This is a genomic window from Deltaproteobacteria bacterium (assembly GCA_026388415.1).
Lineage (GTDB): Bacteria > Desulfobacterota > Syntrophia > Syntrophales > JACQWR01 > JAPLJV01.
This window is the reverse complement of record JAPLJV010000044.1, coordinates 57093-74921: the sequence shown is the minus strand read 5'-3', so window position 1 is coordinate 74921 and position 17829 is coordinate 57093. Positions and strand designations below refer to the sequence as shown.

Below are 17829 nucleotides of genomic sequence, written 5' to 3'. Positions count from 1 at the left end.
GACAGTCTGGATATTTTCCACTATGCTGTGTCCTCGTGAAAGCATGGTATTTTATGGTACCCTATCCATAGGCGCTGTAAGATGCAACTGTTGGTCTCTACAATGATTGGATGATTTATGGCAGCCACTGTTGAGCAAAAAAAGCAAACCATTCTGATCGTCGATGACGCACCGGATAATCTGGCATTGATGGGTTCGTTGCTCAAGGAGCTCTACAAAACGAAAGTTGCCCTGAATGGCGAAAAGGCCTTACAGATTGCCATGTCCACTGAACCTCCTGATCTGATTCTGCTCGATGTCATGATGCCGGGGATTGATGGATATGAGGTATGCCGTCGTCTCAAGGAAAACAGCACCACCAGTGACATCCCCGTTATTTTCCTGACGGCGAAGGCCGAGGTCGAGGATGAGCAAATGGGATTGGAACTGGGCGCGGTAGACTATATCACCAAGCCGATCAGCCCCCCCATCGTGCTGGCGCGGGTAAAGAACCACCTTATGCTGCAGAGCGCCAGGGCATATTTGCAGGAGAAAAATAAATTTCTGGAGAATGCTTTTTCCCGCTATGTTTCGTCGAAGGTCATTGATCAGCTCAAGGAAACACCGATAGATGAATTTCTGAAAATGGACAAGCGGGAGGTAAGTATCCTCTTCGTGGACGTGCGCGGTTTCACGGCGCTGGGGAACCGGCTTTCGCCCGAAGAAGTCCAGGAAACAGTGAATTCCTTCCTCAGTAACATGGTAAAATACGTGGAAGAAATGGATGGCATGGTGGACAAGTTTCTCGGCGACGGCCTGATGGCTATCTTCGGCGCGCCCTTGCGCAATGAAACCCATGCCTGGCAAGCCCTCAGCGCGGCAGCCTCGATGCAGAAAATTCATCAGGCCTGGATGGAAAGCAGGCAAGCGGCCAACCAACCGGTGGGAGCCATCGGCATCGGGGTGGCCACCGGGGAAGTCGTGGTGGGCAATATCGGCACAGCAAACCGGATGGAGTATACCGCGCTCGGTCATCTGGTCAATCTTGCCTCTCGCTTGTGCAGTGCCGCTGCGGGCGGGGAAATCTTGACCATCCAGGCATCCCAGGAACAGATGAAGCGCCATGCCTTGGCCCTGCAAGTGGATGACGAATTCCTGACGGCAACCTTTACTTCTAAAGGTTTCATGACGTTTAAGAACATTGCCGAGCCCGTTGAAGTTTTCGCGGTAAGTACCGAATGAGTTAAAACGCAACCAGCCCAGAGTTTACATGAATTATTGAGGAGGTAATATGGTAGAAGCAAATGATCAACCGGAAAAACAGGTGATTCTGGCTGTAGATGACACTCCCGACAACCTTGCCTTAATAAGCGGGGTTCTCAAAGAGCTCTACCAGGTCAAGGTTGCCACCAACGGAAAGGATGCGCTGCATATTGCCTTTTCCGCCAATCCTCCGGATCTTATTCTGCTGGACGTTATGATGCCTGGGATGGACGGTTACGAGGTATGCCGCCAGCTCAAGAGCGATTCCCAAACATCCGATATACCGGTCATTTTTCTCACGGCAATGACTGCCGTTATAGACGAGGCAAAAGGATTTGAACTCGGCGCCGCGGACTACATCACCAAACCGATCCGTACCCCCGTTCTGCTGGCCCGCATCGCGACTCATCTGCGCCTGAAACGAGCGACAGACTATATGAAAGCAAAGTTGGAAGACGCTAACCTTTTATAACAAGCAACTGTTCTTCGCTCAATCGGCCAGATCGGCTGCTCAGACCGGAAGTTTCTGCCCCGTTGGCGACTGCGTTAACAGTTCCAGGGCTTGCGCAAAGCCGTACTGCTTGACGGCGTGCTCGAAGGGCTGAAATTGCTCTGCTCCCAGTATGTAACGCAGAACAGTTTTTTCCGTCTCCAGATAGTCTACCGCCTCGCTGTCATCGTTGGCAAGGAGCTCCCGCATTTTTTCGTAAACCGCCACCGCCTTTGCCTCATCCACCTCGACCAACTCTTCCGGAGCCACAGCCGCAGGGAAAGCCCCAGTCAGGCTCGCAATGAGCTTGCCATGGGCGGCTCCGAAAGTTGCCAGCAGCGCCCCGATCTCCTCGCGCGGTGATTTCTCCCGGATGGCCTTCTCCAGAGCAGCCGCCATGCCCTGCAGCTCCGTGGCGCCGATGTTGCCGCTTACCCCCTTGGCTGTATGGGCCTGCCGCTCTGCCGTTGCGTAATCATCGGAATCCAGGCTCTGGCGGATCTGTGCCGGGGCCTGACCCTGGTTTTCGATATACTTTTTCAGCATGTCCAGGTAAAATTTCTTCTTGCCCATGACCCGTTTTAGGCCAAGCGACGTATCCAGACCCGGAATGTCGGGGACGTCATCCTGCTGAGCCGGTTTTGGCTCGTCCTTTGTTGCTTCCGCAGGCGGCGTTGCCGCGGTTTCCTGAACCTCTTCGCTCTGGCGCGGCTTCACCCACTTCAATAATTTGCCGAACAGTTCATCGGGATCGATCGGCTTGCCGATATGGTCCTGCATGCCCGCCTCCCGGCATTTCTCCACATCCGCTTCCATGACATTCGCCGTCATAGCCAAAATAGGCAGATCCTTGAAGCGTTCATCCTTACGGATTCCCTTAGTGGCCGTAACGCCGTCCATTACAGGCATCTGCATATCCATGAGCACGATGTCATAGAGACGTTTTTCCAGCATCTCGATGACTCTCTGGCCATTTTCGGCCACCTCGACCTTAAAACCCGCATCGGTCAAAAGTTCCGTAGCGATCTGCTGGTTGAACTCGTTGTCTTCGGCCAGGAGGATCAAAGAACCCTTGATCTTGTTGAGATTTTCCATTAGCTGGGCTGCCTGCTGCGCCTCATTTTCCTGCCCCTCTTTGGCAACGCCCTTGCCCAGGCGGGCCGTGAACCAGAAGGTGCTGCCCTTGCCGTATTCGCTTTCCACGCCGACGTCCCCGCCCATGAGGGTGGCAAGTTTTTTGGAGATGGCCAGCCCCAGACCCGTGCCGCCGTACTTCCGCGAGGTCGAAGTGTCGGCCTGTGAGAAGGACTGGAACAGTTTGCCGATCTGCTCCTCCGTGAGTCCAATGCCCGTATCCCGCACGGCAAAACGGAAAAGTCCGTCCTGGTCGGTTTCTTCAATCACATTGACGGAAATTACTATTTCGCCCTGATCGGTAAACTTGACGGCATTGTTGGCATAATTGACCAGGATCTGCCCGAGCCGCAGCGGATCGCCCACGAGATAACCGGGGGTTCCTTGCGCCGTGCGAAACACAAGCTCAAGTCCCTTCGAGGAGGTCTTCTCGGAAATGAGATTGGAGACGTTATCCAGCACCTTCTCCAGCTCAAAATCCGTATGTTCGACCGCCAGCTTGCCCGCCTCGATCTTCGAGAAATCCAGGATATCGTTGATGATGCCGAGCAGATGCTTGCCCGATTGCTGAATCTTCTGGACATAGTCGCGTTGCTTCTGGTCCAGGCCCGTTTTCATGGCCAAACCGGAAAAGCCGATGATGGCATTCATGGGTGTGCGGATTTCATGGCTCATGTTCGCCAGAAAATCCGCCTTGGCCTTGGCGGCCCCGTCGGCTTCCTGCCGGGCTTCATCAAGATCCTCCAGGATGTTCAGCATGGCCTTGCGGGCCTTGCCCAACTCCCCGATTTGATTATGGAGGTCTTCCAATGATTTGTTGCGTTCCTGAAATGAGGTTTGCAACTGCTCGGTCATGCTGTTGAAGGCCGTTGAAAATTCACCCATAAAGCTGACTTGATGGCTGAAGTCTCCCGCGGCAACCTGCTTGGTAATCCAGGTGAGATTGCGCAGGCTGGCATGCAGCGCCTTGAGCGATTGGCCAATAATCATGGTTCCCCGCGGCGGATCAAGATTGAGATCTCCGCGCCCCAGATGATAGACAAAGTCGGTCATGGCGGTGTATTCGGCAATGAATTTATTGATATAATCCACAGCCTGCCGGATTTCATTGTCGGGATGATCATCGGGTAGTGTAATCGGCGCCGGCTTCTTTCCCTTGAGGAGCAAGAAAAATACTTCCGTAATCTTGTCTATATCGCTCTCGTTGACCTGGATCATTTTTTTATCCTAAGCGCCTGGCTTGACTTCAAAGCGGCATACCCGGTCACCCGAGCACCAGCAATCGACCTCTTTTACGACGAATATTTTCCCGGAAAAACCAAACAAAAGGCCGCTGATAAATCCCTCGTCGTAGGTACAGATGGTCTCGTCGGAGATTGGCAGTCCCGAACAATCCAGATCTTCCGCGACGGTGAGCGTGAATTCCATTTTCGCCATATCCGATTTTTCCACTCTCAGGATGCCGATCTTCAAAGCAGCCAGAAGATCCTGCAATTCCTTCACAAAGAGGCCGAAATCGGTTTTTTGGGTGATCAGATTATTGAAGACTTCCCGGCCCGCAAGCTCGCCGGCCTTGTAATAAATCCGCTCCGCCGTTGCCGTATCGAACTCCTGAATAATGACGTCCCGCAGCGTAAACTGCATGAGGCGATAGACCGCCACATCCATGGTATTGCCAAGATTGGGACGGCCCTGCGCAATATTTCCGATCATGCTCCAATCGAACAACGATGTGTCTCTTTCCTCTTTGAACATAGTATCCTCCTTTTCAATGAAGTGGTTAGCTATTACTCAACGATCTTATACCTTTTCTCCTTGCCCATCTGCTCTAGGAGGGTATTGATCTCCTCCTTGAGTTGGATCATCTTTTCTTCGCGGTTGACCGTCAGGCGGCTGAAGCGCTCCAGCTCTTCCATCTTCTCCTGCAGCTCTTTTTCCGCCAGTTTGCGATCCGTGATGTCGGTGGAAATGCCACAGATCCCGTAAACCTCACCGATCTCGTTGATCAACGGCACCTTGTTGGCGAGAAAGACTCGGTCGGTTCCCGGGCGCCCCGGCATCTCGAAGGTCACCCCTTTTCTCGCGTCCATGACCTCGCGATCCTGGGCAACGATTTTTTCCGCCAGTTCGCGGGGCAGTATGTCGAAATCGGTCTTGCCAAGCACGTCCCGTTCGGGGACTCCTGTATTCTGTTCGTTAAATGCGTTAATCAGGAGATATCGCCCCTCGGCGTCCTTCATAAAGATCAGGGACTGAAAGCTGTCCACCAGGGTGCGCATCTGACTCTGGCTGGTGCGCAGTGCCGCTTCGGCCTGCTTGCGTGCGGTGATGTTGCGCACCGTACCTACGGCAAACCACTTTTCTCCCACCTGGAAGGGCGACAGGTTGACCTCCACGGGAAAAGTCTGACCTGCACGGTTGACGGCATGGGTCTCGACTGTGCCTCCAAAAAGAACGCCCTGACCTGTCGCGGCAAAATGCCTGAGTCCGGCCTGAGCTTTCTCCTGTTCTCCTGCGGGAACCACCGCTGTATGAAAATCTATGCCCATGGCCTCTTCGGCAGAATATCCGAACAGCTTCACCGCCCCCTGATTCCAGAACTGTACCTTGCCCTGGTCATCAATCATCACGAGGGCGTCATAGACCGCCTGGCTCATGGCGTTGATCTTCTGCATGGTGGCGACCGTTTCTTTTCTCGATGATTCCAGATCTTCCAGGATATTTAACGTTGCTTTCCGCGCTTTGCCCAACTCCGCAATCTGCTCCTGACCCTTGGCCAGCAGTTCCTGGGTCGTCAGATTCCGCCGGGTGATTGAGAGATTCAAGGCCACCGTCGGTATGATCTCGTCAAGGAGCGCCTGGTGCTCCGGGGTGAAGGGTTGCAGGGCGCCAAGCTCGACCACCGCGAGAATCTTATCCTGCTCTAAAATGGGTTGCATCAGGATCGCCCGGGGATCGAACTGCCCGCCTCCCCAGGTAATCCGGATGTGACTGCCTGGGGTGCTGTTGAAACTCAGTGGTTTCTTTTCCCGGGCGCACTGCCCTACGAGCCCCTGACCAATCTGGAACTGGCGGCTTTTTGCCTCCGCCTCCATCCACCCGTACCCGCCCACGGCTTGCAGCAGTTGTTTTTGTTCATCCATAAGATAGAAGACACCATAGGCCGCACCCGTCAGGGGTGCAATCTGAGACAAAAAGGTGCGCGCCAATTCCTCGAAAGATGCTGCCTGTTGCAGCTCGATGGATATCTGGGCGAGCTTCGCCTTAACCGTACTGCGGAACTCAAGCAATCGGGTATTTTCCTTGAGTTCCGCCTGGATCAGCTCGCGTTCCCCGATGACGCGCCGTAAACTCCGGTTCCAGATGACCACCGTAACGATTATGATGAGCAGCACGAAAACGATGGGGAGGTATACTTTCCAGTTAATGCCCGACTGCTGGTATACAACGGGAAGCCAGCGATCCGTTATTGCAATCTTTTCCTCTTTTGACAGACTTGCCAGAGCTTTATCGAGAGCCGATGCCAAAAGCGGCCAGTCTTTTCTCACGCCAAAGGCCATGTCATAATTGTAAGGTGTCTGGGCAGCGATTTTAAGGTTGTTCAAGCCGAGCTTGCCGATATTGTAGGATACGATGGCCATGTTATCAATGTACACATCAATTTGGCCGGAGGAAAGCTCGACCAGAGCCGTGCGGACGTCGGGCAGCGATATGAGCGGCAGATTGGGAAAGTCGCGTTTCACGCTGGCCTCGACAATAAGGCCCTTCAATACGCCGACCTTGAGCCCTGCGAGATCATCGATGCCCTTTATGGCGCGGACATTCTGGCGCGTAACGATAACCGAGGCAAAGGTGGCATGGGACCGGGTAAAGAGGATCTCTTTCGCCCGTTCCGGATCGGGCGAAATCTTAGGGACAACGTCTATTTCGCCCTCTTTCATTTTCTTCATGGCGGCGCCGACATTGAGGCCGGGAACCAGGACAAAGGGGACGCCGAGACGCTGGAGGCTTGCTTGCATAAAGTCGGCGCTGATCCCCGAGTATACGCCTTTCTCATCAAGGAATTCAAAGGGCGGACGGGCTGAGTCCACTCCGAGGCGCAACTGTTTGCCGGCCAGAAAGGCCTGCTCTTCCGCTGTCAAGGCGACCCGCCCGCCCCCGGCTTTCTCTGATGCCAGGGATGGCAGGGCGATGGACGTGGATAAAAGAAGCGCCAGGATACTAGTGAGGAGCACCCGTTTACCATTCATCATGATCACCCTTCGCTGCTACTTTTTTTCATCTGAAAATACGCATCAAATCCCCCTGTATCTCCCCTTGCTAAGGGGGGATTTGTTATCCCCCTCTTTGGCAAAGAGGGGGTGGGGGAGATTTTTTTGTTCTTTTTGACGGTTAGCCGTCATGCGCGTTCTACCCGCGATTTTAATAACTCCAGGGCTTGGGAAAAATCATACTGCCCAATGGCCTGCGCGAAGGGGCCGAAGTGATCTGTCCCCATAATGTAGCGCAGAGCGTTCTTTTCCGCCTCGATATAGTCCACCGCCTCGGCGTCATCGTTGGTTAGGAACTCCCGCATTTTTTCGCAAACCTCTTTTGCCTTTGCCTCATCGATCGCTGTAGCCGTCTCTTCCATAGCCACTGCCGACGGAAAAGCCTCCGTCAGGCCGGCAATGAGTTTGCCGTGGGCCGCTCCGAACGTTGCCAGCAGTGCCCCGATTTCCTCGCGAGGCGATTTCTCGCGGATAGCTTTCTCGAGGGCGGCTGCCATTCCCTGGAGCCCCGTAGCGCCGATGTTCCCGCTGACCCCTTTGGCAGTGTGGGCCTGACGCTCCGCCGTCGCGTAATCATCAGCATCCAGGCTTTGGAGGATCTGCACAGGGGCCTGCCCCTGGTTTTCGATATATTTTTTCAGCATGTCAACATAAAAGGTCTTCTTGCCCATCACCCGTTTCAATCCGAGCTTGGTGTCGAGCCCCGGAATCTCGGGCAGGTCGTCCTGCCGGGTCGGTTTTAGCTCTTCCTTTGTTGCTTCCGTTGGTGGCGGTGCGGCCGTTTCCTGCACCTCTTCGCTCTGGCGCGGCTTCACCCACTTCAATAATTTGCCGAATAGCTCATCGGGATCGATCGGCTTACCGATATGGTCCTGCATGCCCGCTTTCCGGCATCTTTCCACATCCGCCTCCATAACGTTTGCCGTCATGGCTAAAATCGGCAGATCCTTGAAGCGGTCATTTTTACGAATTTCAATAGTGGCCGTCACACCATCCATAACGGGCATCTGCATATCCATGAGCACAATGTCATAGAGATGTTTATTGAGCATCTCGATGGACTTCTGACCATCTGCGGCGATATCCACCTTGAATCCCGCATCGGCGAGCAGTTCACTGGCGATCTGCTGGTTGAACTCGTTGTCCTCCACCAGAAGGATCGAAGAGCCCTTGATCGTGTTGAGGTCTTGTGCCAGCGGCGTCGCCTGCTGATCCTCATCCTGGGTTTCATCACGCTTTCCGCCGAGAACCTGGACCATGGTGTCGAACATCGTCGAAGCGCCGACCGGTTTTATCAGCACATCCTCGAGCCCCGCCAGGGCCGCCTCCTTCAATATCTCCTCGCGGCCGTAGGCCGTTACCATGACCATGTGCGGAAGCGGAGAAACGGGTAACGCTCGAATCGCTTTTGCCGTTTCGATCCCGTCCATGCCGGGCATCTGCCAGTCGAGCAGGATGACATCGTAAGGCTGGCCCGCGTCAGCGGCTGAGCGGATCTCCTCCAGCGCCGCCTTGCCGGAGGCGACATCCCTCACGGTAAAGGTCATGCCTGTCAGCATCTCGGAAAGGACGATGCGGTTCATCTCGTTGTCGTCCACCACCAGCAGCCGCCGTCCCCTCAGATCGGGGTCGGGCAGGAATGTTCTTGCCTTGCCAACGCCTTTGCCCAAACGGGCGGTAAACCAGAAGGTGCTTCCCTTGCCGTACTCGCTTTCGACCACCACATCGCCGCCCATGAGGTTGGCCAGTTTTTTGGAGATGGCCAGCCCCAGTCCCGTGCCGCCGTACTTCCGCGATGTGGACATGTCGGCCTGCTGGAAAGACTGGAACAGATTGCCGATCTGCTCCTCCGTGAGGCCGATGCCCGTATCTCGGACGGAAAAGCGCATCAGCACATTTTCGTTGGTTTCCTCTTCGACTCGGACGCCGACGACAATTTCACCCTGCTCGGTGAACTTGACGGCATTATTGGAGTAATTGACCATGATCTGTCCGAGCCGCAGCGGGTCGCCAACGAGATAATTGGGAGTTCCCTTCTGAATGTCGAATACCAGCTCCAGCCCTTTGTTGGTCGCTTTCTCGGAAATAAGGTTGGAGACATTCTCCAGCATCTTCTCCAGCTCAAAATCCGTTTGCTCCACCGAGAGCTTGCCTGCCTCTATTTTGGAGAAATCGAGGATGTCGTTGATGATTCCCAAAAGATGTGTACCTGATTGCTGGATCTTGCGGATGTAGTCACGCTGCTTTTTATCAAGATCCGTCTTCATAGCCAAACCTGAGAACCCGACGATGGCGTTCATGGGTGTCCGGATCTCATGGCTCATATTCGCCAGAAAGTCCGCTTTGGTCTGGGAGGCGGCCTCGGCAAGTTCCTTGGCTGCCCGCATCGCCGTTTCAACTTCCTTGCGTTCTGTAATGTCGCGGCACGAAACGACCGTCCCGGCCACCTGGCCGTCTTTCCAGACTGGTGTTGTGGTATATTCCACGGGAATCGGCTTGCCGTCCTTGCGCCAGAGAACCTCCGTGTCCACCGTACGGGCTATGCCGTCCTGGGAAGAAAGGTACATAGGGCACTGCAGCCGCGGAAACTCCGAGCCGTCGTGATAGGCGTAGTGAACCTGGGCATGCATCAGCTTGCCGATGAGTTCTTCCTCCGTATATCCAAGAAGTGCACACGTCGCCGGATTGACGAAGGATATTTTGCCATCCATGCCAAGGCCAAAGAGCCCGTCGCTTACGGAGTTGAGAATCAGCCGGCTCCGCTCCTCGGCTTGGCGGGTCAGGGCTTCCGTCTGCATGAGTTCATTTTGCTGAGCGGCCATTTCCACGGACTGCTCTTCCAACTGGGCAGCCTGCATTTCCATGCGTTTTGCCTGTTCCCGGGATTCTTCCAGCAGGCGCTGAGTCTGGAGGCTCTGTCCGAGTATTTCCAGGTTTGCGGCCAATATGGGCATGATCTGCTCCAACAGCGCCATTGACTTGTCATCAAAGAACTGGAATGAAGCGATCTCGAATACGCCGAGTACTTTGTCGGTGTGCAAAATCGGCAGCACCGCAATGCATCTCGGTGTCAGTTCACCCAGCCCCGACCCGATACGCACGTAGTCTTCCGGCGGGTTGGTCAGGGTGATCGGCGCTTTTTCGAAAGCGCACTGGCCAACCAGGCCTTCGCCAATGCCGAAGGACTGGTTGAGCTGCTTGCGTTCGCGATAGCCGTAACTGGCCATCAGGCGTAGGCGGTTGTCCTCCTTGTCGAGAATATAGACTACTGCATGTCCGGCGCTGACCAACGGGGCAATGCAGGATAAAAAAGATTGTGCTAGATCGACAAAAGTTCCGGCTTGCTGCAGCTTGGTAGAGATTTCACCGACATGGGTTTTGACCCAGCCCTGTGCTTCCATCTTGCGATAAACATCCTGTAAAACCACCACCCCCCTACTGATCTCACCCATCTCATTTTTCTGGTCTTGAAAGGGAATGACCTCTGCCAGTTTTCCTTCCGATAACGCAACGATGCTGCCGCGCAGCGCGCCGAGTGGACGGGTAATGGAGCGCGTGAACAGGAATGCCGCGCCAAGAAGCAGCAAAAAACCAAACACCAGCTCATAGATGGCCTCACGCGCCTGGCTCTGGTAGATATCTTTCGCCTCCTGGTTCATCTTCGCCGCCCTTCCAGAAGCTTCCGTGAGCATCTGATCGAGCTTTTCCGCAACCAGCGGGCCCGGATTGCCGGGGGTGCGGTCAATGCATCTTTTCCAGGCTTCGTCTTGCTTGCCGGCTTTGAGTATCGCCAGCGACTCGTTGGTATAGGCAACCAGGTTTCGATACTGTGTTTCCGCATCGGAAACCAGTTGCTGCTCCCCGAGAAACGATTTGCGGAGGATGGCAGTTTGATCGAAAAACGTGCGGTGATACGTTTCCAGGCTGGCGATTTGTTCAGCCCGTTTACCGGGATCGGTTTCAAAGATGGCATCCCGCGTCACGCGCCGCATGTAGAGAAGCGTGAATTTCATATCCCTGACGGTATTGGTCGTAGTAAGGGAATGTTCGTAGAAACGCTGGTTGATTGCCGCCAGCTTGTTGAGTTCAGGAAATGTTGTCAGCCCGACAAACATGACGGCGATAATGGAGATGGCGGCAAAGCCAGCCACGCGCTGAACCACGGTCAATCTTTGAAAGTAGGCATTCAGTTTATTCATACTTGCTCCCGCTTGCTTATCCCGTTTACCTGCGACCTTATCGGTTAGCGGGATTGGCTTGTAGATAGTGTTCAAGTCACCGGTGTTTCCCCACGCCCCGTCAAATCCCTGACCGATACGCATGTACAGGCGCCCTTGTCCCCGGAGTCCGGCAGCCTGTTTAATGCCACTTCGATGATAACCTCGCTCCCATCCTTGCTAAGGGCATTCAAATTCATGATGGCATGCTTTTTCAATGGATCGTCTGCTGCCATGAGCCTGGCCTGAGCATCTGCCTGAGCCCAGGAAGGCAGCAGTGCGTCCACCCGCTGACCGGCAAGTTCACCCTCTGCATAGCCAAAAATGGTTTCGGCCTGGGGGTTGCAGAGGATGATGACGCCTTGCTCATCAACCACCAACATGGCGTTGGCGGCTTCCACGATACTGCGGTACCAATCCTCCATCTTGAGAAGCTCGGCCTGCTGGGCTTCCATCTCCACGGATTGCTCTTCCAATTGTGCCGCCTGCGTTTCCATCTGCGTGGCCCGTTCCTGGGCCTCCTGCATCAGCCGCCGCGCGTTGATGTTCCGCTCCAGAATCTGCATGCTCGTCGCCAGAACAGGTATCAGCGCATCGAGCAACTCGGTTTCGCGCTCGCTGACAGGCTGGAAAGACGCCAGTTCCAGCATGCCGAGAAGCTCGTCCAACTGCATGATCGGCAATACCGAAACGGTTCGGGGCGTTGCTTCTCCCAGGGCCGAGCCGATCTTGATGTAATCCTCCGGTGGATTGGTAATCGTGATGGGTTGTTTCTCCAGCGCACTTTGACCGAGCAACCCTTCGCCCAGCGCCAATTTCAGATTCAGGTTCTTGCGCTCGCGCCAGCCATAGGTGCCGAGCAGTCGCAATTCATTTCCCTCATGAAGGTATAAAGCGCCCAGACCAGCCCCCAGCAATGGGCAAGCTGCGGACATGAATTCTCGCGCCAGACCGCTGTAGTCTTCGGCATGCTGCAATCGGGAGGCAATCTCTGCCACATTCGTCTTGATCCACCGCTGGTTATCCATGTTGCGGCAGACATTTTGCAACACCTGGATAGCGCGGGCCATGACGCCGATTTCATTGTTATAGTCCGCATGGGGGATGGCGTTGTTGAGTTTTCCGGCCGCCAGTCCTTCGACGGAATTGCGCAGTCTGTCGTTCGGTCGCTTGATGGATGCGCCCATAATCAATCCGCCAATGCCTCCACATACCATTCCTGCCAGTATCAATATCAACGAAATATAGCGGCTTTTCTTGCTCAAAGCTGCTAGTGCCTGTGCCGTCTTCCCCGCGCCTTCTTCCTTGATTTTGGAAATCGCGTCTATGGTCTCGTCGGCATCGTTACCAACTTTTATGAATTCCGGGCTGGAAATGTATGCCACCGCCTCGCCTGCCCGGAAGCCGTCTTTTTCCAGCAATGTTACCGCCCGATTCACATTGCGCCTGTATTGATCGAACTGGGCTTCGAACTTGAGCAACAGTTTTTTGTTTTCTTCACGGAAAATGGTTTTGCGGGCTTCGGCCAATTCCTTCTGCAAGGTGACGGTTGCCTTGTTTATCATGGCAAGGGCTTTTTCCCGACCCTCGGCATCGGACGCCAGCATCATCTGCCGCATACTTCTCCCCATGTAGATGAGATTGATATTGGCTTCCTTGAGGTGTGAAATCCCGAGCAAATCCAGCTCATAAAGAACCTGGGCTTGCTCGCTCATCTCATTCAGGGAGCTGATGGCATTGGCACCGATCAATATGGCAATGAGCAGCCCCACGCTAAAGCCTATCAACAGCTTGGTTGACAGTTTTAGTTTTTCCAGAACGACCATTAATCTTCCCACGATTTCACCCTCTCCTTATGCTGAGTTAACTCCCTAACTATCTTATATTTTGTGTTATTACCACCAAGAACCCGGGGGATAACTCACGCCCCCCTGCGCCGGTAGAGCCTGTGGTAATGGTCTACCGGCGTGAACAGGGAATTACCGAGCAGGCCGATATTTTCCGATTGCCCGATGAAAAGCAGCCCGTTGGGCAATAATGCCTGATGGAACTTTTTGAACAGTTGATCCTGCAAATTGCTCTTCATGTAGATGAGCAGTTTGCGGCAACTGATGACATTCAGATTTTCCGGCGCTTTGGCGCTCGCCACGTCCTGTTGCATGAACTCGCAGACGGCGCGTATGGGCGGGGATACGTGATACTGCTGGCCCTTGTGCTCAAAATAGCCTTTTAGGATCTTTGGGTCGGTTTCCTTGAACGCGGTTTGACGATAGATACCGTCCCGGGCCAATGCCAGCGCGTCGGGGCTGAGGTCGCTGCCGAGGATGGTGATGTTGAAATTCCTGAAGTTTTCACCCAGTATTTCGGCAAGCATGATGGCGAAGGTGTAGCACTCTTCTCCCGAGGCACAGCCCGGCACCCAGAGGCGTATGGCGTCGCCGGGTTTCTTTTGCCTGACCAGTTCGGCCAGATATTTTTCGACTAAGGCAAAGGCTGCGCTATCGCGGAAGAAGGACGACAAGGACACCAGGAAAAGGCGCTGAAGAATGGTCAACTCGCGGGGATTCTGCTCGGTGTACCGCAGGTATTGTTCGACGGACTCGATCTTCAACGTAGCAAGTCGCCGGTCTAATCGGCGCTGCAGGGTTTCTTCCTTGTAACTGGTGAAGTCCACTCCCGTCGCGTCAAACACGCGTTTAAGCAATGTGGCCAGATACGGATTCGGTGGAGCAGCGGTGGCTGATGCAGCAGGTTGCACTGCGGCCGCCGGCACGGGTTGAGCAGGTGGGAACAGGATGGTCAGATGCCGGGCGATGCCCGCAATATCCATCTCCGCATCCGCTGCACCGGCTCTGATCACGGCTAATGGCATGCCGGAATATTGGGCCGATTGCGGTGTCTGCACGATCGTTTTTCCCCCGCACGCTTTGATTGCCCGGCACCCGGCAGCGCCGTCTGACCCCGCACCGGAAAGAACGATACCGATGGACCGTTTGCCGTACTCCCCAGCAATCGAGGCAAACAAGAAATTCACCGACGGAGTGGACAGATGTTCCGGTGCAGGAGGCAGCAGGTAAATGCGCCCGTTCTTCACCTCACCGTCAGATCCCGATGGGATGAGATAGACCTTATCAGGTTCAAGCAGGTCGCTGCCGCTGGCTTCCACAACGGGAAGCGGTGACTGCCGGTTGAGCGTGCGCGCTACCAGTTCACTATGGCCATCCTTGGCCATATGCTGGGCGATGACATAAGCAACACGTCCCGATGGCAATAGTTTGGAAAATAGCGCTCCCATCGCTTCCAGCCCGCCGGCCGAAGCACCGACACCAACAACGTGAAGATATTTCGTTAATAAATCCGAATGCATTATCGATCCATTTATCGGGGTTACTCAACAATCGTATATTTTTTCTCCCGGCCTGTTTGCTCCAAAAGATTATTGATTTCCTCTTTGAGCTCGATCATTTTTTCCTCCCGGTCAATGGTCAGGCGGGTAAAGCTCTCCAATTCATCCATATGTTCCTTGAGCTCCTTTTCCGCCTGCTTGCGCTCCGTGATGTCGCGAAAGGTCACGACCGCCCCGCTGACCTTCTCGTCCTTCATGATCGGCGTGCTCGTATACTCCACGGGGAAGCTCCGGCCGTCCTTGCGCCAGAACGCGTCGTTGGTCGCACGATTTTGGGTGCCATAGGTCCAGGTGGCGAGTATGGGGCAATCCTCCTTTGGGTAGTGAGAGCCGTCCTTGTGAGAGTGGTGGAAAAGGCCATGCACTTCTTTGCCGATCATCTCCTCTTCCGTAAAACCCAGCAGGTTCAGGGCGACGGGATTGACGAACGTTACCTCCCCGGCGGCATCCACACCGAACATGCCTTCGCCGGCCGACTGCAGCAGGAGCCGGAGTTCCTCGGTCCGCTCTCGTACGCGCTCTTCCAATAATTTGTTTGCCGCGGAAATCTCCGTCTGTAATCGTACTTGTTCGGCCAGGTCGGCTTTGGTTCGGCGCGAAAACATGATGCCCGTCCACAGCAAAAGAAAAAGGGCGCCGATGCGGGCCGCCAGCGCCGCCGATTTGATTCTGTTGAACCGCTTTTCGATCTTGCCGATTTCTCCTAATACAATGCCCGGAATTGTTTCACTGTCAATTTCATAGGTTTTTTTCGCACTCAGATAATATTGGCCAAAGAGTATCTCCCCTGCCTCTTTCCACTTGTCTGCTCTGAGCTGCTGGAGGGCAGCTGTCTCAATATCGCGAATTTTTTTCAGGCCCTCAGTCATCGCAGCGACTTCCTGCTGCATCTTCTGATCTTTGGTGAAATCAACTACTTCTTTGATAGTTGTCTCCGCATTCTGGAGAACCGTTTCATAACGCGTTACGCGCAGCTCATTGTGCTCCACCACCGCCAGCGAGAGCATGCTCGTCAGCTCTTGATCCAACCGCATCATCCGTTCCAATGCCGTGCTTATTTTCAGATGCCGGTCATTCATGGCTACGTTCTGCACATCCAGGTAGTAGCCAAGGACAAAGGTGAGAAACAGTATCCCGACCGCCGCATACAACGCCTTGACGCTATTGAAGAATCGCATTTGCCTGCTTTCCTCTTTGTTTCCTTACTTGAGCACCTTGTCGGCCTTCTTCAGGATATCGGGCGGAATGGTCACCCCCTGGATTTTCGCAGCGCTTTGATTGATGACCAAACTGAATTTTTCCATCGGTCCCCAGGGAACTTCTCCGGCTTTCAGACCCTTGAGAACCACCACAGCCTTCTTTCCTGCCGAGTAGCCGACCAGGAAATAGTCCAATCCGTACGAGGCGATTGATCCCTTCGCGACGCTTTCCAGGTCCCCCGTGAAAAGCGCAATCTTTTTCTCATTGCATACTTTTACGATGGCCTCGAAATTGGAAATGGCCGTATTGTCGGATGTCATCGCAATGGCCTGCACTTTGCCGACAAGAGAGCTTACAGCTTTTGGAACTTCTGAACGGTCGGCAATCGTCACCTCAACAAGTTCCAGGCCAAGTTTAATCGCGGCTTCCTTCATTTCCTTGATATGAACGACAGAATTGGCCTCGCTGGGATTGTAAATGGTACCCCATTGCTTTGCTTTGGGAACGATCTTGGCGTACATCTCCATCTGGCGGGATACGGGCCAGCGATCGCTCACGCCCGTCACATTGGTGCCGGTCTTTCTGCCCGGAGCACTGTCCTTCGGAACAATTCCTGCACTGACCGGATCGGTGATTGATGAAAAGACAACGGGAATATTCTTCGTAATCTTCACCACCGACTGGGTCGTCGGCGTGGCAATGGCATGAATCAGGTCAACTTTATCGTTGATGAACTTCTGGGCAATGGCGTTGGCTTTGTTCATGTCACCCTGGGCGTTTTGACGGTCGTAGGTGACATTTACACCTTCCTTGTAGCCGCTGCCGCTCAAGGCATCTTCAAAGCCCTTCTGATCGGCGTCAAGCGCCTGATGGGAAACAATCTGGGTAAAGATTCCATGATTCTCTGGTAAGGGGTTTGGGGAGGATCATGACGTTTGATGATTTTGGAGCCGACTCTTTGTTTTGCGATGAGTTTTACGGATGGGCAGAAGAAGTTGGGGAAGTGTCTCCATTCCTTGGTAGAGAGGTTGTTGAGGAGTGGTACGACGTTTGGGTTATCTAAGCGATCGTATCCGAGCCACTGCCTGATGTGAGTCCAGTTTTTCTGTTCGATATGGGCGTTGTCATCTTTGTGATAGGCTCTGCTTCTCGTGAACTGGACGGGTTGTTTTCTTTCGGTAAAATGCCTTAGGAGGTGGTAGTGTTTTAATGGGAATCTGTTTTCGTAAAAGGGTTCCTGGCTTGGTGGTGCTCCGGCCTCGTTTTGTGTAATGGAATCGGATATGTTTAAGAATCCTGTCCATGGTTGAGGGGGAGATTTTCAGTAAGGCATTGGTAACCTCGAAAGAAAGTTTGCCGAAGAGCTCAACATATCCGGGCAGCCAGATCGGCAGCATTACTTTGAGGCGTTTTGAACAGGGCAGATTCGCAGCAAGCCAGATTTCTTTCATAGGGTTGATGGTGGCTTCGTTCCGATAAATGGAAGGTTTCCCTCTTCTTTTTGGCTTTGGTTTGGTAAAGCGCTTGAATCTTTTGAGAACCCTTATGGCATGTTTGCGGTGACATCCGCAGGTGTCGCAGAATTCATCCAGGATGGCGGTCTTTTCATGGCGGGTGGCTTTTTTATATCGTAAATAGACTGCCTCCCGATACTCTCGTTTGGACCGTGGACTCATAATTATCTCTCCTTTAGGAAGTCGATGTTCGGTAACATCAAATTATGAGTCAACGATCCCTTTTCAACCCCTCCTTGGGTAACATTTTATTTGAGGCAATTCGGGCGTATAATATCCCTTGACAAGCAAAAACGGCCCCTCTATACTCCCGCCCATCGTAAGCAATATCTTGTCAATATCCAATTGAAATGTG

11 protein-coding genes and 1 pseudogene are annotated in these 17829 nt (G+C 53.8%); 3 read left to right on the top strand and 9 right to left on the bottom strand.

The features are described 5' to 3' along the window. Positions 1 to 117: 117 nt before the first annotated feature. Together NT140_09975 and NT140_09970 are read left to right on the top strand one after the other, a co-directional pair. The gene (locus NT140_09975) at positions 118 to 1221 is read left to right on the top strand and encodes a response regulator (protein ID MCX5832193.1); all 1104 of its coding nucleotides are present in this window, start codon (positions 118 to 120) and stop codon (positions 1219 to 1221) included. A 49-nt stretch (positions 1222 to 1270) separates the two neighbouring features. Continuing rightward, positions 1271 to 1681 (top strand): annotated as a pseudogene (locus NT140_09970) (response regulator). A 72-nt stretch (positions 1682 to 1753) separates the two neighbouring features. Here the strand turns inward: NT140_09970 and NT140_09965 are convergent. From NT140_09965 to NT140_09930, 8 genes are all read right to left on the bottom strand, one after another. Next, entirely contained in the window at positions 1754 to 4084 is a 2331-nt protein-coding gene (locus NT140_09965) for an ATP-binding protein (GenBank protein MCX5832192.1), read from the bottom strand. Positions 4085 to 4093: 9 nt separating this feature from the next. After that, the gene (locus NT140_09960; protein MCX5832191.1) at positions 4094 to 4621 is read right to left on the bottom strand and encodes a 4-vinyl reductase; all 528 of its coding nucleotides are present in this window, start codon (positions 4619 to 4621) and stop codon (positions 4094 to 4096) included. Between the two features lie 32 nt (positions 4622 to 4653). Beyond that, positions 4654 to 7119, bottom strand: a complete 2466-nt coding sequence (locus NT140_09955) for a transporter substrate-binding domain-containing protein (protein MCX5832190.1) — start codon at positions 7117 to 7119, stop codon at positions 4654 to 4656. Positions 7120 to 7265: 146 nt separating this feature from the next. Then, complete coding sequence (locus NT140_09950; GenBank protein MCX5832189.1) at positions 7266 to 11336, bottom strand: response regulator; 4071 nt, start codon at positions 11334 to 11336, stop codon at positions 7266 to 7268. Between the two features lie 71 nt (positions 11337 to 11407). After that, positions 11408 to 13192, bottom strand: a complete 1785-nt coding sequence (locus tag NT140_09945) for an MCP four helix bundle domain-containing protein (protein ID MCX5832188.1) — start codon at positions 13190 to 13192, stop codon at positions 11408 to 11410. 83 nt (positions 13193 to 13275) lie between these two features. Then, on the bottom strand, positions 13276 to 14721 hold the full coding sequence (locus NT140_09940) for a chemotaxis protein (protein ID MCX5832187.1): 1446 nt from the start codon (positions 14719 to 14721) through the stop codon (positions 13276 to 13278). 20 nt (positions 14722 to 14741) lie between these two features. Beyond that, positions 14742 to 15938: a PAS domain S-box protein gene (locus tag NT140_09935; protein MCX5832186.1), complete on the bottom strand. Its 1197-nt coding sequence runs from the start codon at positions 15936 to 15938 to the stop codon at positions 14742 to 14744. A 24-nt stretch (positions 15939 to 15962) separates the two neighbouring features. Continuing rightward, on the bottom strand, positions 15963 to 16841 hold the full coding sequence (locus NT140_09930; protein ID MCX5832185.1) for an ABC transporter substrate-binding protein: 879 nt from the start codon (positions 16839 to 16841) through the stop codon (positions 15963 to 15965). 47 nt (positions 16842 to 16888) lie between these two features. Here NT140_09930 and NT140_09925 point away from each other — a divergent pair, with 47 nt between their 5' ends. Further along, the gene (locus NT140_09925) at positions 16889 to 17023 is read left to right on the top strand and encodes a hypothetical protein (protein ID MCX5832184.1); all 135 of its coding nucleotides are present in this window, start codon (positions 16889 to 16891) and stop codon (positions 17021 to 17023) included. 61 nt (positions 17024 to 17084) lie between these two features. Here the strand turns inward: NT140_09925 and NT140_09920 are convergent, their stop codons facing one another. After that, a complete protein-coding gene (locus tag NT140_09920; protein ID MCX5832183.1) occupies positions 17085 to 17636 on the bottom strand; it encodes a hypothetical protein in 552 nt (183 codons plus the stop codon). Positions 17637 to 17829: the final 193 nt, after the last annotated feature.